This is a genomic window from Nitrosopumilus sp. S4 (assembly GCF_054515835.1).
On the sequence record NZ_CM137258.1, the window covers coordinates 1654120 to 1676343 of the forward strand.

Annotated in this window: 25 protein-coding genes; 9 read left to right on the plus strand and 16 right to left on the minus strand. The window is 33.1% G+C overall.

All coding sequences use genetic code 11. The features are described 5' to 3' along the window. The first annotated feature begins 11 nt into the window (after positions 1–11). Positions 12–2111: a V-type ATP synthase subunit I gene (locus ACX119_RS09925; protein ID WP_459351076.1), complete on the plus strand. Its 2100-nt coding sequence runs from the start codon at positions 12–14 to the stop codon at positions 2109–2111. A gap of 4 nt (positions 2112–2115) precedes the next feature. Here the strand turns inward: ACX119_RS09925 and ACX119_RS09930 are convergent, their stop codons facing one another. Both ACX119_RS09930 and ACX119_RS09935 read right to left on the minus strand, forming a co-directional pair. After that, on the minus strand, positions 2116–2910 hold the full coding sequence (locus tag ACX119_RS09930; RefSeq protein WP_459351077.1) for a hypothetical protein: 795 nt from the start codon (positions 2908–2910) through the stop codon (positions 2116–2118). Between the two features lie 29 nt (positions 2911–2939). Next, positions 2940–3380: a hypothetical protein gene (locus ACX119_RS09935; RefSeq protein WP_459351078.1), complete on the minus strand. Its 441-nt coding sequence runs from the start codon at positions 3378–3380 to the stop codon at positions 2940–2942. 286 nt (positions 3381–3666) lie between these two features. Here ACX119_RS09935 and ACX119_RS09940 point away from each other — a divergent pair, with 286 nt between their 5' ends. Both ACX119_RS09940 and ACX119_RS09945 read left to right on the plus strand, forming a co-directional pair. After that, entirely contained in the window at positions 3667–4068 is a 402-nt protein-coding gene (locus ACX119_RS09940) for a DUF6659 family protein (RefSeq protein ID WP_459351079.1), read from the plus strand. A 33-nt stretch (positions 4069–4101) separates the two neighbouring features. After that, positions 4102–5049 (plus strand): zinc metalloprotease HtpX, encoded by a 948-nt coding sequence (locus ACX119_RS09945; RefSeq protein ID WP_459351080.1) that lies wholly within the window; start codon positions 4102–4104, stop codon positions 5047–5049. A 225-nt stretch (positions 5050–5274) separates the two neighbouring features. On the opposite strand, the gene ACX119_RS09950 is transcribed toward ACX119_RS09945, so the two are convergent. From ACX119_RS09950 to ACX119_RS09970, 5 genes are all read right to left on the minus strand, one after another. Then, entirely contained in the window at positions 5275–6633 is a 1359-nt protein-coding gene (locus tag ACX119_RS09950) for a hypothetical protein (RefSeq protein ID WP_459351081.1), read from the minus strand. Positions 6634–6670: 37 nt separating this feature from the next. After that, positions 6671–7705, minus strand: coding sequence for a hypothetical protein (locus ACX119_RS09955; protein WP_459351082.1), 1035 nt, complete (start codon positions 7703–7705; stop codon positions 6671–6673). 22 nt (positions 7706–7727) lie between these two features. Further along, a complete protein-coding gene (locus ACX119_RS09960) occupies positions 7728–7895 on the minus strand; it encodes a hypothetical protein (RefSeq protein WP_459351083.1) in 168 nt (55 codons plus the stop codon). 54 nt (positions 7896–7949) lie between these two features. Continuing rightward, complete coding sequence (locus tag ACX119_RS09965) at positions 7950–8726, minus strand: sulfurtransferase (RefSeq protein WP_459351084.1); 777 nt, start codon at positions 8724–8726, stop codon at positions 7950–7952. Positions 8727–8799: 73 nt separating this feature from the next. Beyond that, positions 8800–10362: an ammonium transporter gene (locus tag ACX119_RS09970; RefSeq protein WP_459351085.1), complete on the minus strand. Its 1563-nt coding sequence runs from the start codon at positions 10360–10362 to the stop codon at positions 8800–8802. Positions 10363–10491: 129 nt separating this feature from the next. Here ACX119_RS09970 and ACX119_RS09975 point away from each other — a divergent pair, with 129 nt between their 5' ends. From ACX119_RS09975 to ACX119_RS09990, 4 genes are all read left to right on the plus strand, one after another. Further along, positions 10492–11157 (plus strand): hypothetical protein, encoded by a 666-nt coding sequence (locus ACX119_RS09975; protein WP_459351086.1) that lies wholly within the window; start codon positions 10492–10494, stop codon positions 11155–11157. 61 nt (positions 11158–11218) lie between these two features. After that, the gene (locus ACX119_RS09980) at positions 11219–12256 is read left to right on the plus strand and encodes a V0D/AC39 family V-type ATPase subunit (RefSeq protein ID WP_459351087.1); all 1038 of its coding nucleotides are present in this window, start codon (positions 11219–11221) and stop codon (positions 12254–12256) included. Positions 12257–12267: 11 nt separating this feature from the next. Beyond that, entirely contained in the window at positions 12268–12504 is a 237-nt protein-coding gene (locus ACX119_RS09985) for a hypothetical protein (RefSeq protein ID WP_459351088.1), read from the plus strand. A gap of 33 nt (positions 12505–12537) precedes the next feature. After that, positions 12538–13185 carry a hypothetical protein gene (locus ACX119_RS09990; protein WP_459351089.1) on the plus strand — a complete coding sequence of 216 codons (648 nt, stop codon included), beginning with the start codon at positions 12538–12540 and terminating at the stop codon, positions 13183–13185. A 251-nt stretch (positions 13186–13436) separates the two neighbouring features. Here the strand turns inward: ACX119_RS09990 and ACX119_RS09995 are convergent, their stop codons facing one another. Further along, positions 13437–13997 carry a hypothetical protein gene (locus ACX119_RS09995; protein WP_459351090.1) on the minus strand — a complete coding sequence of 187 codons (561 nt, stop codon included), beginning with the start codon at positions 13995–13997 and terminating at the stop codon, positions 13437–13439. Positions 13998–14067: 70 nt separating this feature from the next. On the opposite strand from ACX119_RS09995, the gene ACX119_RS10000 reads away from it, so the two are divergent. Next, on the plus strand, positions 14068–14424 hold the full coding sequence (locus tag ACX119_RS10000) for a hypothetical protein (RefSeq protein ID WP_459351091.1): 357 nt from the start codon (positions 14068–14070) through the stop codon (positions 14422–14424). Here the strand turns inward: ACX119_RS10000 and pyrH are convergent, their stop codons facing one another. The 3 genes from pyrH to tmk are packed head-to-tail and all read right to left on the minus strand — an operon-like array spanning position 14425 to position 16918. Then, on the minus strand, positions 14425–15108 hold the full coding sequence (gene pyrH / locus ACX119_RS10005; RefSeq protein ID WP_459351092.1) for a UMP kinase: 684 nt from the start codon (positions 15106–15108) through the stop codon (positions 14425–14427). Next, positions 15105–16340, minus strand: a complete 1236-nt coding sequence (locus ACX119_RS10010; RefSeq protein ID WP_459351093.1) for an HD domain-containing protein — start codon at positions 16338–16340, stop codon at positions 15105–15107. Before ACX119_RS10010 ends, pyrH begins: the two co-directional genes overlap by 4 nt. Further along, entirely contained in the window at positions 16337–16918 is a 582-nt protein-coding gene (gene tmk / locus ACX119_RS10015; protein ID WP_459351094.1) for a dTMP kinase, read from the minus strand. The genes ACX119_RS10010 and tmk overlap by 4 nt, the downstream gene beginning before the upstream one ends. Before the next feature lie 77 nt (positions 16919–16995). Here tmk and hsp14 point away from each other — a divergent pair, with 77 nt between their 5' ends. Beyond that, a complete protein-coding gene (gene hsp14 / locus ACX119_RS10020; RefSeq protein WP_459351095.1) occupies positions 16996–17376 on the plus strand; it encodes an archaeal heat shock protein Hsp14 in 381 nt (126 codons plus the stop codon). Here hsp14 and ACX119_RS10025 read toward each other — a convergent pair whose 3' ends face one another. From ACX119_RS10025 to ACX119_RS10045, 5 genes are all read right to left on the minus strand, one after another. Further along, positions 17377–18921 (minus strand): ABC1 kinase family protein, encoded by a 1545-nt coding sequence (locus tag ACX119_RS10025; RefSeq protein WP_459351096.1) that lies wholly within the window; start codon positions 18919–18921, stop codon positions 17377–17379. Positions 18922–18923: 2 nt separating this feature from the next. Next, positions 18924–19304: a hypothetical protein gene (locus tag ACX119_RS10030; RefSeq protein WP_459352034.1), complete on the minus strand. Its 381-nt coding sequence runs from the start codon at positions 19302–19304 to the stop codon at positions 18924–18926. A gap of 617 nt (positions 19305–19921) precedes the next feature. After that, entirely contained in the window at positions 19922–20254 is a 333-nt protein-coding gene (locus tag ACX119_RS10035) for a hypothetical protein (protein ID WP_459351097.1), read from the minus strand. A 43-nt stretch (positions 20255–20297) separates the two neighbouring features. Then, positions 20298–21602, minus strand: coding sequence for a COG1361 S-layer family protein (locus ACX119_RS10040; RefSeq protein WP_459351098.1), 1305 nt, complete (start codon positions 21600–21602; stop codon positions 20298–20300). Continuing rightward, entirely contained in the window at positions 21602–22192 is a 591-nt protein-coding gene (locus tag ACX119_RS10045) for an ABC transporter ATP-binding protein (protein WP_459352035.1), read from the minus strand. The genes ACX119_RS10040 and ACX119_RS10045 overlap by 1 nt, the downstream gene beginning before the upstream one ends. Between the last annotated feature and the right edge of the window lie 32 nt (positions 22193–22224).

Sequence of the window (22224 nt, forward strand, 5' to 3'; positions counted from 1 at the left end):
CAAATTTTGTCTTGGGAACAGCAGATCTAAAACTTGGAACTATAATTTTGCCGAGAAATGAGTCTCCTAAAGCGATTTCAAGATTAACAGAGTTTGAATGGTTTCATAAAATTGATTCCCCAAGTGATTTAGTTACTCCTGAAATCGATGATCTGTTACTAAAAGCACAACAAACTTTTCAGTCAATTGATGACGTGGTGAAAAATATGGGAATTCCTCTGACCGTAGGAATTATGGAGATATTATTCAAGGGTACTGTTATCAAGAAAAAAGATTATGAAATTGATGAAATTGAAGCGATGGTTGAGCAAATAAGTAAAGAAACACCTTCCATTATTGAGAAACCTGCAAAATTATTAGAGGATGCCGCAAGCGCAAGACGTTCTATTGAAGAATATAACTCACTCAAAGATACTTTGGAAGTTATCAGAAAGATGAAAATTGATCTTTCTGGATTTGGTTTGATGAAATATTTTTTCACTAATTTATTTGTCATTAATTCTTCAGACTTTGACGAGATTAGCCGCTCACTTGAAGGAGTTACAATTTACAAGTATGAATTAGAGAATAAAGAAAAATCTGCTATTTTAGTAATTTCAGATAATGAAGACTATGAAAAAGTTCTAAAGGTTTTAAGAAGTTTCAATTCTTCTACATTTAAAATTCCAGAGGGATTTCCACAGATTCCTAGTGAGGCATATCAACTTACAGAATCAAAAATTAAAGAACAAACTGAGAAACTTGCATTCATTAAAAAAGAATTAGGAAAAATTACAAAGAAATCACGAAGGGACATTTTATCACTCCACGAAAAAGCATTAGTTGCAAAAGATATTCTTGAGACTTTAAGAAAACCAGGTGGAACAAAGCACTTTGCAGTAATTCAAGGTTTTATTCCAAAAAAAATGGAACCTGAATTCACAAACTCAACAAAACAATGGATGTCTATTGTAGAAGACATTACAGATCCTAAGTTAAAAGAAGAAATTCCCACTTTATTTGATAATAAAAAATTTGTTAGAACATTTGAAGTAATCACCAAAAGTCAGGGAATTCCAAAGTCAGGAGAGCCAGACCCAACTCCAATGATTGCTCTAATGTGGCCAATCTTCTATGGATTGATGTTTGCAGATATGGGTCACGGATTATTATTAATGGCATTAGGATTATTGTTCAAACTAAAGGGACAAGGAGAAATTTCTAGATGGGGAATGCTCATTGCAATTTCTGGTGCATCAGCGGCTATAGCGGGTGTTGGTGCAGGAGAGATGTTTGGTTTCCATCTTGATCACATGGGACCATTTGAAGGATTATTAGAAGATGGAGGAGCATTACATTCTGTTAGTTGGTTAGTTGGAATTCTCAGTGTTGCTGAGTTAACATTTGACCAAGTCATTAACATTCTCAAAGTTTCATTATTCATAGGAATTGTTCATTTAGTTTGGGCAATGACTTTGAGAGTTATTAGATCAGTAAAAGAAGGTCATAAACTAGTAGCATTTACTGAAGCAATTCCAAACATTACACTCTATGGAGGAATCGTAGTCATTATGATGTGTGCCATTGGTTCACAATATGATGTCATGAACATGTATTCCAAAGTACACACAGAGGCAGTTCCTTGGGTAACAGTATTCCTTGGTGATTGGGCACAAGTTTGGATTGTGACAAGAATTGCAGTTGTAATTGTTATTGCATCAATGGTCATGATGATGGTTGGCGGTGTAATGCATGCAAAGAAGCATCCAGAAGATGGAGCAGATCCTGCAAGTGTGATAATGGAAGTACTATTAGGAAAAACAGTTGAAAGTTTAGCTCATACAATTAGTTATGCACGACTTGGAATTATGTTACTTGTGCATGCGGCTTTACTGTTGACGGTGAATAATGCATTTGCATCATTAGGTGGTGCAGGATCAGGTGCAGCAATGGCAATGATTATTGGTGGAAACTTGGGAATTATGATGATTGAAGGATTAATTGTATACATCCAATCCCTCAGATTGCATTTGTATGAATTCTTTACAAAGTGGTACGTTGGCGGATCACAGCCATTTAGGCAGATAAGACCAGAATTGATTTACAATCAATTCATTTGGAAGAAAAAATAAAAAATTAATTTATTTCATAAAGATTAACAGTAATTTTTGTAGTCCATGGTTTTAGTTCATCTGGTAATATCACTAACAATCCACTATCTTGGTTGATATTTTTGCATGTTCCACTATAGCTTTGTTTGTTCTGTCCAAAACAACCTAAATCTGTGTAAAAATCAAACTCTGAACTTGCAAAGTTTTGGCGCTCTTTAGATGATGAAACAAAATATACATCAAAGCCCAAATCTTTGTTGTCAATTTTGATACTATAATCATATGACGTTATTTCTTTAGATGTACAAATGGGGAAAAATTGCACAAAACCATTTTTGATTTTTAATTGTTGTTCGGAATTGTCGTAGATTTTATTATCAATGTCTGGATATATGGAGATTTCAGGATCTGCACTCAATTGCTTTCCTTGCACATATTCAATTTCATGTCTTACGGTATCTACTGCTTTTCTATAGAACATTGGTTGCCAATCTTCTTGGCAATCACTAAATTCATGCCTTAGTTCAACATAGGCTTTGCCATTAATTTCTTGAAATTGATTTGTATTGTATTCTTTTGATGCAGCATCAAAAACATAATTTTCATTGACATTCTTATCAGATTTGTGCCAAGAATTTGTTACATCAAAAATAATATTCTTTGAATCACTATTCCAATCAGATAGTAGATGAACATACACAGAATATTTGTTTACAACCTGTTGGGAGTCTGATGAAAAAATAAGATGGCCAAAAAAAGCATTTACAAATATTATTAAAAATGCAAGGATTGGAAGAGCAACATAAAGAATTTTTTTCATATAATTCAATTAGGAATGAATAATATGAATTATTTTTTCAAATTAATTGATTTGTTATATTCTGAGAGATATTTAGCATATGACTCCATCATAATATGAGAAAAGTTATCAAATGATTTGATGGCAGATATTCTCATCTTAGTGTATTCGTCAATGTATTTTGTATTCATATCAATCATTTCCATAAAGTTTTTCTTCATTATTTCAGAGTTTTTTTTAATTTGTTGTAATATTTCCGGATCTATGTTTGCTTTGTCAAAAAACTCTTTTTCTGAAATGTAGCAAGTACCAAAGAGATCATCATACATATGAAGATAGGCTGTATACAAATCAGAGAAATTCTGAAATAATGATGGAGTTTGAGACTCTAATTTTCTAATGATTTCAGAAGTGTCATCTTTCATTATATCACATAAAGAAAGTTTTTTCTCATCTGTTTTGTTAGTGTCAGATTTTGAATTATTTTCCATAAGGTGTAATACACCATAATAGAATTTAACTAATTACCCATTTTGGAAAAATAGTTGTTCACTAGAATGAATTTTGTTTTATTTTATTCATCAGTTTTTTGATTTGTAACCTAAAACTAATAGAATCTAAGGTACAAATAAAAAAAATTGTATTGAAAAGCATGCCACAATGTGGTATCCATACAGATATAATTTATGATTTGAGAAATTTTATGACAGCAAACTATTATCAAATACAAAAAAACACAATCAAAAATTCCATTGAAAATTTGGAGGAAGAGTGCTAATGCAACTCAAACAAATCCATCACAGCGATATTGTATGCAATCAATTACGTCAGATTCCTGGCATTAGGTTTGTAGCAATAATCAACAAGAGGGGAAGAAAAATCTCAGGAGGTTTTAGCCCTAAAATTACTCCCTTTGAAAAAGACGAACAAAAGTTGGAGATGCTCTTCATGGAAATATCCCTTGATTTTTCAATGAGAAGTGAATTTAACAATTCCTTAGGAGAAATTCAAGCAATTGTTTCATTCAGAGACAAAACCACAATAATCACAATTCCATATGAAGATAATTTGATTCTGTTATCTGTAGAGCCTGAATTTACACCATCAAAGGTAATTCAAATAGTTCAAGACAAGTTTTGTTTTGAAAAAGAATCAATTTGTAAAGAAAGTGGAGTTTGAACAATTATACCCAAGATTAACTAATTGAGTAAGATGATCAAAGGACTTGTGGCATCAATGAGCCTTACATTGATTCTAGTTTTTGGATTACTTTTTGCATTACTTGCAGGACTATCATTTTACTTTGGTCTAGGGCTATATGCTACTGTTGGAATGGCAATAGGGTTAGGGTTATTCCAGTGGGCAATAGGACCAATCATAGTAAAATGGAGTACAAACATGACTCCACTAAACAAAGATGAATTTCCATGGATTGAAGAAACTGTTCATGAGTTTTGTATTAAAAATAAAGTAAAAATTCCAAAAATAACTATTGCAAATACAAGTATGCCAAATGCATTTGTTTTTGGCAGAACTAGTAAATCTGCGACATTAACATTAACACGAGGTCTGCTCAATACATTAAACAAAGATGAGGTCAGAGGAGTAATCGCACATGAAATTGGCCACATAAAGCATAATGATATGGTAATTATGACTATAATCTCAGTAATCCCTACAATTGCATATTTTATTGCACTTTCGACCATCTTTGGAGGTAGAAGTAGGAATCAAGGAGGAGCTGCAATTCTAATTGGAATTGGAGCATTTGCAGTTTATTTTATAACAAATCTACTGATACTATACTTTTCACGGCTTAGAGAATTTTATGCAGATAGGTTTGCTGGAATGCAAGTAAAACCTTCAATTCTTGCAAATGCATTGGCTAAAATTACATATGGATTAAGTTTACAAAAACAAAAAGCTGGAAACTCAACTCTAAGATCATTTTATGCAGTAGATCCAATTGCATCAAGTTATGAGGTAACAAAGTTTGCTTCACATTATCAGGATCAACACATCTCTGAAGAAGAAGTAAAAAATGCAATGGATTGGGAGAGAAAGAGCAGTTTTAGCAAGTTCGGTGAGATCTTTAGAACTCATCCTTTAACTTACAAAAGAATAGAAAAATTATATCAACAAGAACATAATCAGTCTTAAAATTCTATGTAGCAAAATTCTTAGCATGCCACAATTTGTCAGTCATATCCAAATATTTTATTGCCATATATCAAATAACGAGAAGCCGTTATTCTGCGTCGTAGAATAATAGGTCTGGAAAACAGTTCATGTTATGGTCTGTCCTAGATCGAGTTTTCCGAGTATTTCTCGTTAATTTCTTTTACTAGATTATAATCCTTAAGATATTATTTTTGGAATTATAGATTAAGGAGATTTGTAAATCTCATACATACTTCCATAGAGTTGGAATTTTGCATCTCTAATGTCATTTCTTAGTTTGATTATCTTGGTGGACAATTCTGTAACTTTTTGTTCAAAGTCTGCAGGTTTTTCCGATGATACTACAAGTTTGTTTAGTTGAATTTGGTATGTACTCTGTTCATCTAGCAGCATCTCTATGTTTTTCTCTAATTGGGTTATCTTGGCAGATATATCGGATCTGTTTGCCAATTCAATTTTAATGGAGTTGATATCAACTGTGTTTATCTTTCCAGCAGACATTTGACAAGAGTTTGCGATTATCTTCTCTGAGACACGAATAATTTTTTCTTCAGTATCAGAAGTTATTTTCACTTCAGGGGCTCTAACTACTTCATTTCCTGCACAAGCCTCAAAAACCACATTGTATAGCTTTAGTCCAGATGTAGTATCAGGAGAGTCGGTATTTCCTACAGTTTGTCTGGATATACTCATAATACTAGTAGATGTATCCTTTAATGGAACACCAGTAAATGTTAGTTTTTGTTTGGCAAACTGAGATGATGTTAGTTGAGGAGCATTAAGGGTATAGAGATATTTGTTTAATTCACCCTTTGCCAAATTAAGATCAGCTCTAAGTTTTACAATTTCACTTGTAGTATCAGATACTTTCTTTTTATTCTCATCACTTAATGTAGTAGATTTTGTTAATTCACCAAGACTCTTTTTCTTGGTATCAAGTTGCTTTTGTAAATCTAAAACATTTGATTCAAGTTCTGTGATTTTGTCAGTAATTACACCCTTGTTTGTTAGAACTCCTGAAACAGAGGCAGGATCTGTTGCTTTGATAATTGCAGAGCTAGTATAGCATGTATTTGCAAGTATTCTTTTGGCAAGCTTTACAGTCTTTGCCTCACTATCAGATGTTACCAAAACTTCTGGTAGTCTAATGGTTTTCTCATTTGCGCATGCTTCAAAGACATAAAGATAATTTACAACACGAGGATCTGTAGACAATTTGCCTTCAGAGCCAAATTGTTTGACTGTAGCTAATCCTGTTACTTTACCTATTGGTTGAATTGTCTTAAATAATTTTTTTGCCTCTAGTTTATCTTTTGGAATGTCTTGTGCAACTCCCATATCAACTAATTTTTGAGCAGATTCGGGAGTAAAACAATCAACACTATCTGAATTAATTCGGTATACTTTGACTAGATTTGCTTTACAAATAATTTCTGTTTGATCAATTCCTATTTTGATTTGTTTTTTTGGAGATATTACATCAGCAAATACATCAGATGATGCTTGAGATATTAAAAATACAGATAATGAGGCAATTGTAATGATTAGGAGAGTTTTATTCATGTTTTTTTTTTGATATTATACCACTTTTAACTTTTCATTATTGTCCTGTCGCTACAGAATAGCTCACTGTAAACGGAGTATTTTTCATAGTATGAAGTGCAATTGCATTAGCTGCAAATTGCCATGTTCCCATTGAGTTTTCCTTATCTACAAATGTCAAAGCATAGAATGTTTTTCCATCAGGTGACCAGATAGCTTGTCCATTTTGTTCTTGACCAACGGTTAATGGGCCATGTAGTGCTACAAGTTGTACATTCTCAGATGCAGAATATCCCAATGTACCATAGTATGCAGTGGTTCTTGGAGCAAGAAGAATTGCTAATTGATGATTCTCATGACCTTTTCCTGGATCTTGAACAGAGGTAATTGTTTCACTTTTTACAGTGTCAGATAATGTTCTCTCTCTGTATGCAACTGAATATGAAATTGTAAATGGTTCATCTTTCATGGTATGAACTGCTAATGCATTTCCTGCAAATTGCCATGTTCCTGCTTTAGCATTTAGGGGAATGAAAGTCAATGCATATTTTGTTTTTCCATCAGGAGTCCAAATAGCTTGTCCTTTATCTTCTCCAGGTTTTAGTGGTCCATGTAATGCAACAAGTTGAACTTCATCTGATGCAGTAAATGTCAACATTCCACGATATACTTTGTCAGATGGTGGAAGAATAATTGTTAATTGATGATTCTCATGACCTTTTCCTGGATCTTGAACAGATGTAATTGTTCCAGTTTTTATTGTTCTTGGAGGTAAAGCAGTTTCATCATATCTTACTTGGGCAGACATTTCTTTATCTGCAATTTTCTGTTTTTCTGCTTCTTTCTTCTCTATCTTTTCAGCTCCTTCTTTCTTTGGGGTTTCCTTCTTTGCTTCTTTCTTTGCTGCTTCTTTCTTTACTTCAGAACAGAGTTTATCTCCACACACAATATCTTTTGTGGCAGAACCATATTGAGATGATGGAACTCCTTGCCCCTTTAGTGCATCAGCAGATTGGAGTAATGGAGCAGATACAGCTCCTAACATCAAAACAGATGCGACAAATAATACAATAAAATTTATTTTAATAGACATAAGATATTCTCTTTCATTAATTTTATTTAAATGATCCTTGAATCATTGGAAAATCATCATCTAAAAAGATCCATGTCAATCCAATCATGTCCAAAGCAGTTACACTGGTTGATTCGGGATTTTTGGTCTCACGTTCAACCAGAGAAACTGATTGGTTTGGGGTTTGTTCGTATTGAACAATGACTGACATAAGTTACATAAAGTATTGAGATATATCACAATGCCCATAGATTTGTGGCATGCCTTATTTTTCTACAGGTAATTCCAGTTTATTTCCCCATTCTCCCCAGGAACCAAGATAAACTTGAACATTTTTGAATCCAAGTTTTTTCAATGCCAAAAAGCTATTGGCAGCACGATATGCACCTTGACAATAGGTAACAATTTCTGAATCTTTTGGAATATCGTAAAGTTTTGAGAGTTCTGAATTATCCTTAAAGGTTCCATCTTTTGTGAGATTTTGATTCCAATCAATATTTTCTGAATTTGGAATATGACCAGATTGAGCAGCGCGAATCATACTTCCGTTATATTCTTCAGGTGAGCGAACATCTAGTATTCTCAGATTTTCCAGATTATCTCTAATATGTTCAAATCCGGTAATTATTTCTGGATTTACTTTTCCTGAAAAATTAGATGGTTTGAATCCGTTGGGTTTTGTCTCAAGTGGAAGATTTTCTTTTTTCCATTTAGTAATCCCACCATCAAGCATTGATGAGTTTTCATGAGAGAAATACATCAACATCCAAACTCCTCTTGCAGCAAGCATACCAGAGACATTATCATAAAAAATGACTTTTTTTTCTGGTGTAACACCAAGAAACGAAAGAAGGTGTTGGGATTGATTATTGAAATTCTCAATTCCTTGTTTTGATGTATCAATCCAATGAAATGCAAATAGATCTAAATTTACAGCTCCTGGGATATGTCCTTCTGAATATTCTTTGAAAGAGCGAGTATCAGCAATTATTACATTAGGATCATCAATAATTGAATTAAGTTCAGTTGTGGAGATTAACATGATTTGGATAAAATGATCAAATCTAAATTGATTTGGATTAAATAATAAAAAGAAGAAAAGAAAAGGGTTTTTTCTATTCGTTTACGTATGCTCTTTCTCCGTGCTGAGCCAAATCGAGACCAATCTCCTCTTCTTTAGGAGTGACTCTGATTCCGCCAGGCCATACGGCATCCATTACTTTGAGGATTACAAGGGTTACACCAAAGGCATAGCCTATTGATATAGCAGCACCGATGATGCTGATTGCTTGCTGTTCCATTCCTTCTGCAGTACCAGTCCAAGCACCAATACCGTCTCCGGTATCCCAGATGTGTGGGCTAGCTAATGTACCAGTCAAAATTGCACCTGTAAGACCACCCATTCCGTGTACTCCCCATACATCTAATGCGTCGTCCCATTTGCGTGCACTCTTGAATGCAATTGCTGCATAACAAATTGTACCAGCTGCAATACCGATAATAATCGCAGCCATTGGACCTACCCAACCTGAGGCTGGAGTGATTGCTACCAATCCTGCTACTGCTCCTGATGCAGCTCCAACAACACTTGGTTTTCCTGTATGTGCCCAAGACATGAGCACCCAAGTGACTGCAGCCATACCAGTTGCTGTATTTGTAACAGTCCATGCGCTGACGGTAATGCCGTCTACCATAACTTCACTTCCTGCGTTGAAACCGAACCATCCGAACCATAGAATTCCTGCGCCGAGGACTACCATTGGGATGTTGTGTGGTTCCATTGGCACTTTGCCATATCCAAGTCTTCTACCAAGGACTAAGGCTCCTGCCAATGCAGCGAATCCTGAAGTAATGTGTACTACAGTACCACCAGCAAAGTCTAATGCATATGATGGAGATAAGTCTGGATCGAGGTCTAATGAACCTCCTCCTATGTATCCGCCTCCCCAAACCCAGTGTGCTACTGGATCATAAACGAAGGTTCCCCATAAGAGTACGAATATTACTAAAGCGCTGAATTTGATTCTGTCAATCAAACCACCAATAATGAGTACTGGTGTAATGATTGCAAATGTTGCTTGGAACATTGCAAAGAGTTGGTGAGGTACAGTACCTGGCCAACCTTGGCTACATTCATCCGCATCAACAAACGCATTCATCTGATAAGCTGCCGACCAAGTGTCTGCACATGGACCTACTTCTCCTAATGGAGCATAGTGAGATACCATGTTAAATCCAACATAGTCTAGATTACCCATGAACATATTTGCGTCTGAATCAATTCCGCCAAATGCTAGTGAGTATCCCCATAGAACCCATTGTACTGACATTAGACCCATTACGATTAAGGTCATACCAAGTACGTTGACGATGTTCTTTGATCTGGCTAGACCGCCATAAAAGAAACCGACACCTGGGGACATGAAGAGCACTAATGAAGTAGCTGTAAGCATCCAAGCTGTATCACCGGTATCGATTCTACAGGGTAGATATCCGCCTTCGCCATCTTCATACCAACATTCGTTTGGGTTACCAGTGTATATTCCACTGGTACCTGCTACATATCCGTCCATACCATCTTCAACACTTTGTGCGTATGCTTGTGACATAGCACCTGTTGCTGTGATGGATACTGCGGCTACAAGTAATAGAGCATACTTGTAGTTCCTAGAATTCATTAAATTTATCGAAATTGAAAATTATTTAAGGGTTGAAGACTAGAAAATCACCAAAAAAGTAAATTATTATATTTTAGTATAATTTGATAGTAACATAATACATGAAAATCATGTCATGGGGATAATTCAATGGTAAAATCAAATACGAAATTAGCAATCTTTGATACATTCAAAACAAAAGGAAGTGACCTTACAGGAGAAGCAAACAGACAACGGGCAATTATTTCCATTCTAGCAAGTAATGCCAATCCCGCTGAGAGAACTAGAACCGGAATTTCTCAGAGAATTGCTAAAAACCACGGTATTACCTGGAAGAATATCTATTCAGGAATATTTCGCGATCTAGATGAGATTTTACTACCTATGAAAATTGCCGAAGAAGATGGAAGATTACCTCTCAAAAGAGGACCAAAGGCGCTTCAGGAAAAAGGAATCCCTTACTATCATTTAACAAGAAAAGGAATCTTGATTGCTTTGTCAATTAATGAAATAAAGAATAGAGAAGATCTGCTAAAAGCATTTTTTGCCCAGTCTGAATCAGCAGAGAAAGAATTTGAGGGGATTTTATCTAGTTTGGTAAAGACAAGTCCCAATTTTACATATTCAATTATTCAGAAATACGTAAAGGCTTTTTGTGATAATAAAATCAAGGATCTGTTACCATTTGATCTCTCAAAACTAAGGGATATTTCAGATGAATCATTAATTATTCAAAAAGAGATCCTTTCTGCATTTGTAAAACTTTCAAAGCAAGAAAAAGAGGATGCCATTAGATTTCTAGATAGAATAACTTAGAATTTGCTCCTAAAATAGATCGCCAAACATTAAAATCAGTTACCTCTTGAGATTGATCAAAATGGGCGGTTCTAAGAATGTCTATGCCTCAGTAAAAGCCTACAGCAAAAGGGGCAAATTATTGGCAAAGTCGGATTTTCAAACTCTTGCTGAATCTCGTGATTTAGAAGAATTAATGACTAGAATCAAAAATACAGTTTATGCTGATGCAGTTGCTGATGTCCAAAAACCATATACCTCACAAAACATAGAGTCCGCACTTAGAAGTAAATTAGCAGACATTCATTATTCAATAGCAAAAATATCCGGTAACTCAGATGTGCTAGACGCTTACTATATGAAATTCATTATATCAAATCTTAAATTAATTTTGAAAGGTAAAGTCTTAGGTAAATCACAAGAGGAGCTTGAAACTCATGTGAATCTTCATGCTGAAGAATTAATCAAGCAAAGAGATATTGTAATCAAGGCATTAGTTGCAAAAGATATTGAAGAGACAGTTGCAAGTTTGAGCTCTGTCCAGTTTGGTGAAGAGATTGCAAAGGCTGCAGCATTATACAATGAAAAAAAGAATGTTCAGATTTTTGATACTTATTTTGATAAAATATTATTCCAATATCTAGCAGGAGCTATGAGAAAATATTCCGATAAAGATGCCACAAAAATTGTAGTTATGGATATTGATTTTTACAATATTCTAAGTGTAATTAGAGGAAAGTTCTGGGGATTACAAGAAGAACAAATTCAGGATTTGATAATTAGTACCAATCATTCTGGAAGAGAACTACTTGGAAGAATGATGGCAGCATCTTCATTAAGAGATGCTTTCAATGAATTATCTAACACAAAATACAAAGAATTGATTCCTCAAGTAGAAAACGAATTAGATGCAATTGCAGAATTTGAGAGATCATTTGAGATGTTGATTTACAACACTTCACTTAGATCATTTACAAAAATGTTCAGTTTTGCAACAATTGTAGGTATTACCAAATTGACTGCATTTGAAGTAAGAAATCTTGCCGCAATTGCATTTGCAATTGAGCAAAAGATACCCACTGAGACTACAATGTCTAAACTTATCCTACCTGAAGAATAGGAAAATTCAAGATGTTTAATTTTACAAAGAAAAACAACAATGTCTCACCTGAAATTTTGGTGAGAATGATTTGGGTTAGTGCATTCTTGGCAATGGTTTTCAGTTTGCCTCCTTTGGGAATATTTTTAGGAATTTATTTTTTGAGCGGAAATCTAATAGTTGGAGCAGTTATAGGATTTGGCGTACATTTCGTAATTTTGGCTTTTGCAGGAAGGATTTCCAATCTATTTACAAAAATACTTAGCTAAACTATAAGAAGTCAATTTGGAGAATGATGTATTATGATGGGAGATAGAGATTTTCGAGGAATTATTCAAAACACTATCAGCTCCATCGGAAAAGAACTTGAGATAGAGATTGATTCAGAAAATATACAAAAAATCCATCTCAAAGAGGTAGTGCAATGTCTAAGGCGTTCCTACTATGATAGATTAGATCCTGAGGAGGTTGAAAGGAAAGGATTCAATGATTTACTATCAGGGCTATTAAGAAAATTACAGTTTGGTAGTGAGCCAAAGGAGTTTGCCATAGATGAGATTCAGCTAAAAGGACAGGCAGATATGATAGTAGATGACTCGATTCTTTTGTTCAGGGCAGCAACTCATGAATTAGAGACCCCAAATTCAAATGATGTTCTATATCTTAATGCATGTATGTGGATATATGATAAAGATGATGGAATTATTGTTTACATTACCGGGGACAGACAAGAAACTACATTTTCTTTAACTCGAAACAAAAAGATGTTTGAAGAAGTGATTAGAAGAGTTAGAGTTCTAAATAATCTTCTAAAGGAGAATAAAGTTCCCATCCTAGAGCCTTCAGTTGATTGCTCAGAATGCCAATACTATGAAAGATGTTTTATCAAGAAGAAAAATACAAAGCAATTATCCCTGGCAGACATGTTAGGAATTGGCAAGAAAGATTAGTTTAGTTAAATGAAAAATATTGTAAAGGAAAAATTCCTTTGTTAATCTAGTGGTTCTGGATGTCCTTTACCACGAAGAGCGAAACACACTACTGCTAGTGCGATTGCGACTCCAACTGCTGAGCCAAATGCGGCCATACCTGCTTCTGCCATTTGATAAAAAACCATCTAACGGGCTTTTATAACTTTGCCAATATTTTTTATCTAAAAACAAATTATCATAATATTTTGTTTTTATGATACAATAAGGATTTATTTTGTAAATTCAAAATGAAGTTCGTTTTCTTGACCGCTAGTCATAGAACTTAGATTGTAATACACATCACCTGAAACTCTCCATGTTGCTGTATTATCTTCTAGTGCACTCCATAACTCAGGAGTGTTTCCAGAATTACTCAATGAAATTTTATCTCTAAGCACTATAGAATTCTCACCTAACAAAGTATAGTAGTTTGATCCAAACTCTACCATTCCTGTTGGTCTACTTCCTATTTGACCACCAGAAATTTGTTCAGAATCAGAATAACCTGTTTCAAATAATTGATAATCCATTGTTTGTACAATCATTGATGTTGGATTTGGATTTGAAATTTTGAATGCTATCTCAATAGTTGCAGAACGCTCTGAAATTCTTGTAACAGAAATATCATCTAGTGTGATTTCTAATGGAAGAATTTGTGGGATGTTTTTAATCTCAGATGATGTATTTTGATTTGATTCTACAACAACCATTGAAGGCCCCATTAAGAGAATACTACCTAAAATGACAGCAAGACCTGCCACTGCTGCTCCAACAAAAATTTTAGGATTCATAATTTTTCATTTTCTCTGCATATCTTAAATGTTAAGATAGTTATTATACCATTGGAGACAGAAAAAAATTATGCAGTATTTTCAGGCAGTCCAAAAAGGAAAACAGATAGCAAGCAAATCACAAATGAAGATGTTTGATATTGCTGGATTTTCAATGCTAACATTAACTACAAAAAAAATTGATGGGAAATTTGAACCAGTAGGAGAAGAAGAATTTGCTGCAGTAATTAATTCCCCAGATGGATACGTTGCAATTATTGTTGATAATGATGGATTTACTAAAGCTCAATCAAAAGCATTAGAAAAAGAAAAGGCTCTAGAAATTTTTAGAAAACTCCATGAATCTGGAATTCCTGAATATCCAGGAAAAGATATACAGATTTGGTCTGAGTCAAGACCTACAATTCAAAACGAGAATTCTGAATAATTATTTTGATGGTAAGATAATTTCAGTTCCTACATCGCCACCTTTAATGGCTTTTTCAATTATTTTTGGATTAGCTTTTAAAATTCTAGTTTTGATTTTAGATCTTTCTATAATTTTTAGAGCTACAATATCCATCAAATCATAACCGCCTGCAACTGAATCCTCATGTACTAACATGTTTTTCAAGTTTTTGAGTTCAATACGTTTGAATTTTTTTGCTTTTTTGTATTTGTTAGGATCCATATCATACACACCATCAACATCAGTTGCATTAAGAAATTGTTCAGCCTTTACTTTTTCAGCTATTAGTGCTGCAGTCCCATTAGTGCTTTGACCTGGATGTAGTCCTCCAGCAACTACAATTAGTCCATCATCTACTGCATGTCTTACTTCTTGTAATGTAGTTGGAGGATGAGAGTATGCTTTGTTTTTTAGAGCATAGATTAGCAGCTTTGCGTTTAGTCTTGAGATTTCAATTCCTAGTTCATCAAGTGTTGATTCATCTGCACCTGATGATCTGGCATGTGTGATATAATGTCGTGCAATATTTCCACCACCAGCAATTACTATTGGTTGGCAAATCTTGCTGATTTTGACTAGAAATTCAGCATAATCTTTTAAGAGTTTGACATTATCTATTCCAAAAACTCGTCCAGATAATTTGATTACAATTCTTTTTTTCATTTTAGATCACCAAGGATGGATTTAGCAGCAATTTCAACTTTTTTTCTATTCTTTTGATGAGTATAAATTCGAAGTATATTCATAAATCCAGAAATTGCTGAGACTACAGGTATTTTTGAGATTGGCATCTCCATGGCTGATGATTTTCCATTATCATTAGTTATCAAAATAATTGATTTTGACTCATTTTTGGAGGGTGCCAATGGGATGGAAGGGGTAAGAGAATTATCTACAAAAATTTCACTTTCATCCACTTTTGATTTTTTAGAAAGAATTGATCTGAGTTCATTAGTTCGAGTTTTTTTCAAATTGGTTTGATTGGTAAGAATTCTTTCAAATACGCATTTTAGCAGTTTTCTATTTTGGTAATCTAGTGCAAATTGTTTTGCACGTTTTAATTTTGAATTTTTTGAGGAAATTAGGGTAGTTAGAACATATTCATCTGTGAGTTTGACAAATTCATTAATGTTAAATGATGTAAAACCAAATTCTTCATCAGATAATCGTAATGCCTCAAGCAGCATTACCTCTGCTGCCCTTACAGTTTTATGAAAATAAACAGCTTTGAACATTTGATATCTAGAATGCATCATTGATTCAAATGAGTATAAAGCTGAACGTTCAAGAGCTAGTTTTTTCTTGTATACATCAAGAGATTGTGTAATTCTTTTATGATCAATTTTTGCATGCTCTGCACCTGTAAAATAACCATCCCTAAGCAAATAATCCATCATATCAGCGCTAAGAGCCCCTGAAACAATCTCATTTAGATATTGAAATTTTGAATCGCCAAATGCAATTCGTGTAATGAATTTTTTGTCATATCCATTTTTGGATAGATTATCACCAATTTCAGATTTGAGAATGATTTCTTTTCCAAAGTCTTCATGAGAAATTTTCTTTTCATGAATTATTTCTTCAAACAAATGAGAGAATGGTCCGTGTCCTATATCATGTAAAAGACCAGCTAATCTCAAAATTTCAATATCATCAGATTTTAAAATTCCTTTTTCCCGTAGTGCGTTTCCTGCTTGACTTGCAATATGCATGACTCCAAGAGAATGTTCGAATCTTGTGTGTTGAGCAGCAGGATATGTTAGATGTGCCCCGGAGAGTTGTCTAATTCTTCTTAATCTCTGGAAAATAGGATTATCAATTATTGATAGCTCATGATCATAAACACGGATAAAATCATGAATGGGATCAATAATATCTAAGTAATTTTTTTTCATAATCCCAATTTTTTAGAAAATGTTTTCATAATTTCTTCATGAACTAATTGTTTAGATTTTGATGCATCAATAATCTTCCAATGCTTTTTCTTTGCAGTAGTACGATAAATTTTTGAGATTTTTTTTAGAAATTCTTTATTTTTTTCAAATTTATCTCGATTAGTTTTCTGTCTGGTAAATGATTCTTTTTGGGTAACATCTAATAAAATTACAAGATCTGCTTTTGGTAGTCCTTCATCAAGATTTTCAAGCCACTTTTGATTAAGACCATTTGCAATTCCATAAATTAGATTTGAGTGATAATATCGATTCATAATTAAAACAGAGTTTTTTTCTTGGGCTTTTTTGATTTCATCTAGTTTTTCCCATCTATTTGCAGCTAAAAGACAATGAATCACTTGAGGAGGAAATTTCCGTTTTCCATCAAGATACTTTCTAATTTCTTTTCCAATGGGGGTTTTGTAGTCAGGAAAATGAAATAGTTTTGTTTTAATTTTTTGTTTTTTTAATGCCTTTTCAAGCATTGTTGATTGGGTCAATTTCCCTGCTTGATCTCCACCCTCAATTACAATAATCATAAGTTATCATGAGAGAGAAATTAATTGATTAAAAATCTATCAAGATTTATAACCAAAAATCAACCATTTAACACAAAATGGGACTAGTCAAGGAAGTAATCAAAGAGATTGGAAACAAATCAAGAGAATTTTACGAGTTTGTTTTACCACCAGTTGATATGCATTTAGAGGATGAAAAACTCAAAGTGGTAATTGATATTCCTGGATTTGCTAAAGAGAATATTAATCTGACATTATGTGGAGATATTCTTTCAATAAAAGCTAAAAAAATTATTGATGAAAAGCAAACTGAGAAAATTGTTTGCAATCAAAGACCAAATCTTATAGATAAAAAAATTAGATTGCCCATAGATGTTAAACAAGGAGAAGAGAAAATTGAATCTGCAAAATATGACAATGGGGTCCTTACATTAATTATTCCTGTTTCTAAAAAGGGTAAAAATATTTCAATAGAATAACTAAAGTTTTCTAAATAAAGCTGAGCCAATCATAATTAGACCTGAGCTTATCATGCCAATAATTCCAAGTGTTTGATTTGATTGAAATAATATTGTTGACCCGATAAAAGTTGCAGATGCAAAAATGCTTCCACTGATTAAAACCATCGATTTTCCTTTTTTCATATAAACTTCAGCTTCATCGATTAGTCTTTTCATTTCAGGTCCTAAACGAATTGCATAATCTACAGATTTTGCAAAATTATCAAAAGAAATTTTTAATTCTTCAACATATGCTCTAGGAATCAGATTTTCTTCCTCTAGAATATTTTTTAAAACTTTTACAAACTTAAAATCAACATTATGTGTCTTGTAAATTCCTTCTATGATTGATGCCATTCTCATATACAAAGCCAAATTTTTTGGCAATACAAACGGAAATTTACTCATTGTTTGATTAGCAAGCTCCATCAAACTTTGAACTTCCATCTCATCGGGTTTATTTCCATGCATAGCACGAATGGAAAGTTCAATTCCTTTTTCAATTACTGTTCTGTTATACCCAGGTGTAAGCATTCCAAGATCAGCCATTGCATTAACTACTCTTGGAGGATTTTTCTCAACAAGAGCTAGGTATAATCGGATTAGTTTGAATCTAGTTTCATTGTTTATTCGTCCAACCATTCCATAGTCATACAAAATGAGTTTTCCATCATCTGTGACTGATATATTTCCGGGGTGGGGATCTGCATGAAAAATTGAATGTTTGAGAAGCATTGTAAAAAATACTTTATGAACATCAATGACTAATTGCTCTCGATCTATTCCTTTCTCATTTAGGGCTTGAACATTAGTTACTTTGATTCCAGGAAGATATTCCATAGTAAGTACATTTTTGGAGGACAAATCATCATAAACTGTTGGTACTATTACAGTACTATTTTGCTCCATATCATGCTTAATTTTTTTAAGATTTTCTGATTCATTAGTATAATCCATCTCTTCATGAATTGTTTCTATGAATTGAGATAACATGGCTTTTGCAGAAAATCTAAGATTTGGATCAACAAATCTTAATGCTAGAGGCAAAATTTTTTTTAACACTTTGAGATCTTCATATACAATTTTTTCAATGCCTGGTCTTTTTACTTTAACAACTATTTGCTGACCAGAAACAGATCCTCGATAAACTTGTCCAAGGGATGCACCAGAAATGCAGTTTGAATCAATATGATCAAATTTCTCATTTATTGATCCAAGATCTTTTTCAATAATTGGTTTTACTTGATCAAATGATGCAGCTGGAACACTATCTTGTAGTTTTGATAATTCCTCCAAGTATGGTTGTGGCAAAATATCTGCCCTCGAAGATAACCACTGTCCTAGTTTGATGTAGACTGGACCAAGTGAGATAAATGTATCAAGAACTTTTCTTGCATTTTTTCGAAATTGTTCTAAATCAATTTCTTTATTCTCTTGGTGAATCCATCGTTTTCTATCTCTTCTTAGTGCAAATATTGATGGCAAAAGTTTGATGAGAACCTGAATTGTTCTAATTGTAGTCATTTTTACTCCAAGTAATTCTTAATTTGTTTTGTCATATTATATCCCAAGTAACCAGCAATTATTGATGAGATCATTTTGTTGGTAAAATTTGGTTTTGATTTTTTATCATGAAATTTATTTCCAACATACGATCCACCAAATATTGCACATGCTAAGCCAATTAAAACTTCAGGTGCATCCTTAACTAAATGACCAATCGGATCTTTTCTAGGATCAACTTTATCTGAATGAACTAAAAATTTATCATCATATTCTCTAATGTGTAAATTTCCATAACGATATTGTTTTACTGCGCCATTTTTTTGTCCAAGAATAGTTTCTTCTGCGCCATCAAGCATGAATTCACGTAATTCTTTAGGAACTTCTATTTCATCGCCAGGCATAAACGCAAGATCGAGTAATTGCATATAACCTTAAGGGATAAAAAAAATTATTTCAGCCTAAGATCAAAAACAAATTGTAATTTGATGACGGCTAATACAAAATACGATAATTAGTATTTAGAAGTCACTGATGATTCCTACGTGTCTTTTTTATTCAAATAATTTACATTGTATTCAAATAGATAGGATGGAGGCTTTTTCCCGAAAAAATTCCTCACACCATCTATTAATTATATTATATTCGTTTTACAAATTATTTTTTGTAAATAGTATAAAGCTGATTGAAAACACGATTAACATTGCAATTCCAGAAACATATGCAAAATTAAATCCCACACCCGGATGATCTTGTTCGTGATAATAATTGATTAGAAATGTAATTATCAATAAAGCAACTCCAATGAAGGTTAATCGTCTATGAGTTTCCAATGAATAGAATTTTGTTTTAAAGTATATGAATTAAGAAAAAGTATTGTGACTAAAGAAGTGGGGTTGTGATAAAACCAACAATACTGCCTGCTAGAAATAGAAAAATGCCCTTACCCATACCAATATTTTTTCAAATGATATAAGATATAATTATAATCTAAATTTCCCAAAAATGGAAATCACTTTTGTTAAGGTGAATTTGTCATATTAGACAATTTTTTGATTACATCCTCAAGCTCTGCCTTGTTTTCATTAATTACTTGCCTCACTACTGCGATCTCTTTCTTTAACTGCTCTAAATGTACATCATCAGTATTATTGAATTGTCGTTCAAGATCATTAAGAACTTCCTGATTGTATTGATTAATTTTTTCTAATTCATTTTTGTATTTTTGTAAATTTTCATATTGATTTGGAATGTTTGAAACCTCAGAGAATTCCTGATTGGTAAGTAATCCTATTAAAATAACAATGCTACCAACAACTAAAACTATTATGAGTGTAAGAATACTTAATCGCATTTTTAATTAACAGTATTTCCTCAATTTGATTTGTTATTTTAAACTAATTAGCCTCAATTTGGGCTTTTTTACGTCTACGATAAATGAGAAATCCAACACCTATAACAATTATGATCGGTATAATTATCATTACAGGTTCAGGTCCTTCGTCATTATCATTAGATGGTTCTTTTACAAATATGGTTTCATTATGTGTAAGAAAGATTTCATCTCTTACACCATCTTTGTATCTTACCTTAATTGTAATTTCATGTTCACCATATTTTGGTTCACCATCAAATTCTATTGGGACATTAAATGGAACTGGTGCATCAACTTCAATTTCATCAATAAATTGAGTATTTGATTTGATGTTAGAGTCACCAGTTGGTTCTAGAGTTACAAAACCAAATAGTCCATCTTCATTTCCTTCATTAATTATTTCTCCGACTACCATTTGTTGTCCAGATAATTCAATTACTTGAACGTTGAAAACTCTAAGATCAATTAGTCCTTTAATGTAAAAATCAACAATTTTTGAAATTGTATGAAGATCACCATGTGTATTGTAATAAGAAATAGATAGTGGAATTCTTAATGTGTCATCTTTTAGACCTTCAGGAACATAAACAGTTGCTGTAAGATATTTTGATGATTTAGGATCTATTTGACCAACATCCCAATTTGATTCTAAAATTACAACATTTTCCACATTAGTAGTTGATGATGATGTAGATGCAAGTTCAGTTTGTGTATTAGTTGCTACAATATCAACACCAGAGATTGGTGCAGTTCCATCATTTGCAATTTCGATTACGACATTATTGGTTCTCAAAGATGTAAGAAATGGCTCTTGGGCTTTTACATTAATTACACTATCACCAGTTACTTTGAAATCAAAGTCAGCAAATGCAGTACGCACCCCAGATTCTCTTAATCTAGAATAGTCTACTTTGACCGTACCTGGATATTGTTGAATTTTCACATTATTATCTAAATTTACAAAAAATGTTAAATGAAAATTCTGTCCTGCTAGTGAATTAGAATCACTATCAGCAAGAATTATTGAGTTTGGGCCATCTGAGCCTGAAAAACCAAATGGTAATGATAATTGTCCTCTAATACCTGTAATGTCTTGAGTTCCAACATTTGCAAATACTACTGTAAATGGAACATTACTATCTCCACCTTCAACTTCAATTTTTTTATTAATTGTTCCAAAATACGCATCTAGAAACTTTACATCACCAAAATCTCTCTCAAATGGAGATTGACCAAATCCTCCAGATTTTATTTGTGCATATGAATTATCAAAGAGTAGTGGAACAAAACCAATTGCAAGTATTACAATTAGAATTTTAAAATTCATTATACTACAACCTCCATTCCAGATGGCATATCACCCTCAAATGCTCTCCCATCTTTTATTGTAATTATTTTATCTACATCTCCAAAATGTTCTCTATCATGTGTTACAACTATGAAAGTATGATTGAATTTTTTTGCCATTGATTTCATAAGTTGAACAATTTTTTCAGATGTTACTGAATCAAGATTACCTGTTGGTTCATCAGCTAAAACAATGGAGGGTTTATTGATTAGCCCTCTTGCAATTGCTACCCTTTGTGCTTGTCCACCTGAAATCTTGTTTGCACGTTTATGCATTTGTTGTTGTAATCCAACAGCTGTAAGCAAATCTATAGCTTCTTTTTCTGAAAAATTATTTGTTCCAGCAATTTGTCTAGGAAGCAATACATTTTCTAAAACTGTTAGATCAGATAACAAATTAGAAAATTGAAAAATAAATCCTAGTTTTTTATTCCTAAATGAAGAAATTTTATTATCATTAAGTGTAGTTGTATCAATTCCATCAATTAGGATCTTTCCACTAGTAGGATGATCTAATAATCCAATGAGGTTAAGCAATGTGGATTTTCCTGAACCAGAGCTACCAACAATTAAAACAAATTGACCTTGTTCAATTGAAAATT

Bases quoted from the DNA above. Each gene is read 5' to 3' on its own strand.
- ACX119_RS10030 (WP_459352034.1), bottom strand. From the start codon at position 19,304: ATGCCTGGCGATGAAATAGAAGTTCCTAAAGAATTACGTGAATTCATG.
- ACX119_RS09990 (WP_459351089.1), top strand. From the start codon at position 12,538: ATGATGGGAGATAGAGATTTTCGAGGAATTATTCAAAACACTATCAGC.
- ACX119_RS10040 (WP_459351098.1), bottom strand. From the start codon at position 21,602: ATGAATTTTAAAATTCTAATTGTAATACTTGCAATTGGTTTTGTTCCA.
- ACX119_RS09950 (WP_459351081.1), bottom strand. From the start codon at position 6,633: ATGAATAAAACTCTCCTAATCATTACAATTGCCTCATTATCTGTATTT.
- ACX119_RS10000 (WP_459351091.1), top strand. From the start codon at position 14,068: ATGCAGTATTTTCAGGCAGTCCAAAAAGGAAAACAGATAGCAAGCAAA.
- ACX119_RS09960 (WP_459351083.1), bottom strand. From the start codon at position 7,895: ATGTCAGTCATTGTTCAATACGAACAAACCCCAAACCAATCAGTTTCT.
- ACX119_RS09930 (WP_459351077.1), bottom strand. From the start codon at position 2,910: ATGAAAAAAATTCTTTATGTTGCTCTTCCAATCCTTGCATTTTTAATA.
- ACX119_RS09975 (WP_459351086.1), top strand. From the start codon at position 10,492: ATGGTAAAATCAAATACGAAATTAGCAATCTTTGATACATTCAAAACA.
- ACX119_RS09965 (WP_459351084.1), bottom strand. From the start codon at position 8,726: ATGTTAATCTCCACAACTGAACTTAATTCAATTATTGATGATCCTAAT.
- ACX119_RS10025 (WP_459351096.1), bottom strand. From the start codon at position 18,921: ATGACTACAATTAGAACAATTCAGGTTCTCATCAAACTTTTGCCATCA.
- ACX119_RS09945 (WP_459351080.1), top strand. From the start codon at position 4,102: ATGATCAAAGGACTTGTGGCATCAATGAGCCTTACATTGATTCTAGTT.
- ACX119_RS10010 (WP_459351093.1), bottom strand. From the start codon at position 16,340: ATGAAAAAAAATTACTTAGATATTATTGATCCCATTCATGATTTTATC.
- ACX119_RS09985 (WP_459351088.1), top strand. From the start codon at position 12,268: ATGTTTAATTTTACAAAGAAAAACAACAATGTCTCACCTGAAATTTTG.
- hsp14 (WP_459351095.1), top strand. From the start codon at position 16,996: ATGGGACTAGTCAAGGAAGTAATCAAAGAGATTGGAAACAAATCAAGA.
- ACX119_RS09955 (WP_459351082.1), bottom strand. From the start codon at position 7,705: ATGTCTATTAAAATAAATTTTATTGTATTATTTGTCGCATCTGTTTTG.
- ACX119_RS09980 (WP_459351087.1), top strand. From the start codon at position 11,219: ATGGGCGGTTCTAAGAATGTCTATGCCTCAGTAAAAGCCTACAGCAAA.
- ACX119_RS09940 (WP_459351079.1), top strand. From the start codon at position 3,667: ATGCAACTCAAACAAATCCATCACAGCGATATTGTATGCAATCAATTA.
- tmk (WP_459351094.1), bottom strand. From the start codon at position 16,918: ATGATTATTGTAATTGAGGGTGGAGATCAAGCAGGGAAATTGACCCAA.
- ACX119_RS09935 (WP_459351078.1), bottom strand. From the start codon at position 3,380: ATGGAAAATAATTCAAAATCTGACACTAACAAAACAGATGAGAAAAAA.
- ACX119_RS09970 (WP_459351085.1), bottom strand. From the start codon at position 10,362: ATGAATTCTAGGAACTACAAGTATGCTCTATTACTTGTAGCCGCAGTA.
- pyrH (WP_459351092.1), bottom strand. From the start codon at position 15,108: ATGAAAAAAAGAATTGTAATCAAATTATCTGGACGAGTTTTTGGAATA.
- ACX119_RS10035 (WP_459351097.1), bottom strand. From the start codon at position 20,254: ATGCGATTAAGTATTCTTACACTCATAATAGTTTTAGTTGTTGGTAGC.
- ACX119_RS09995 (WP_459351090.1), bottom strand. From the start codon at position 13,997: ATGAATCCTAAAATTTTTGTTGGAGCAGCAGTGGCAGGTCTTGCTGTC.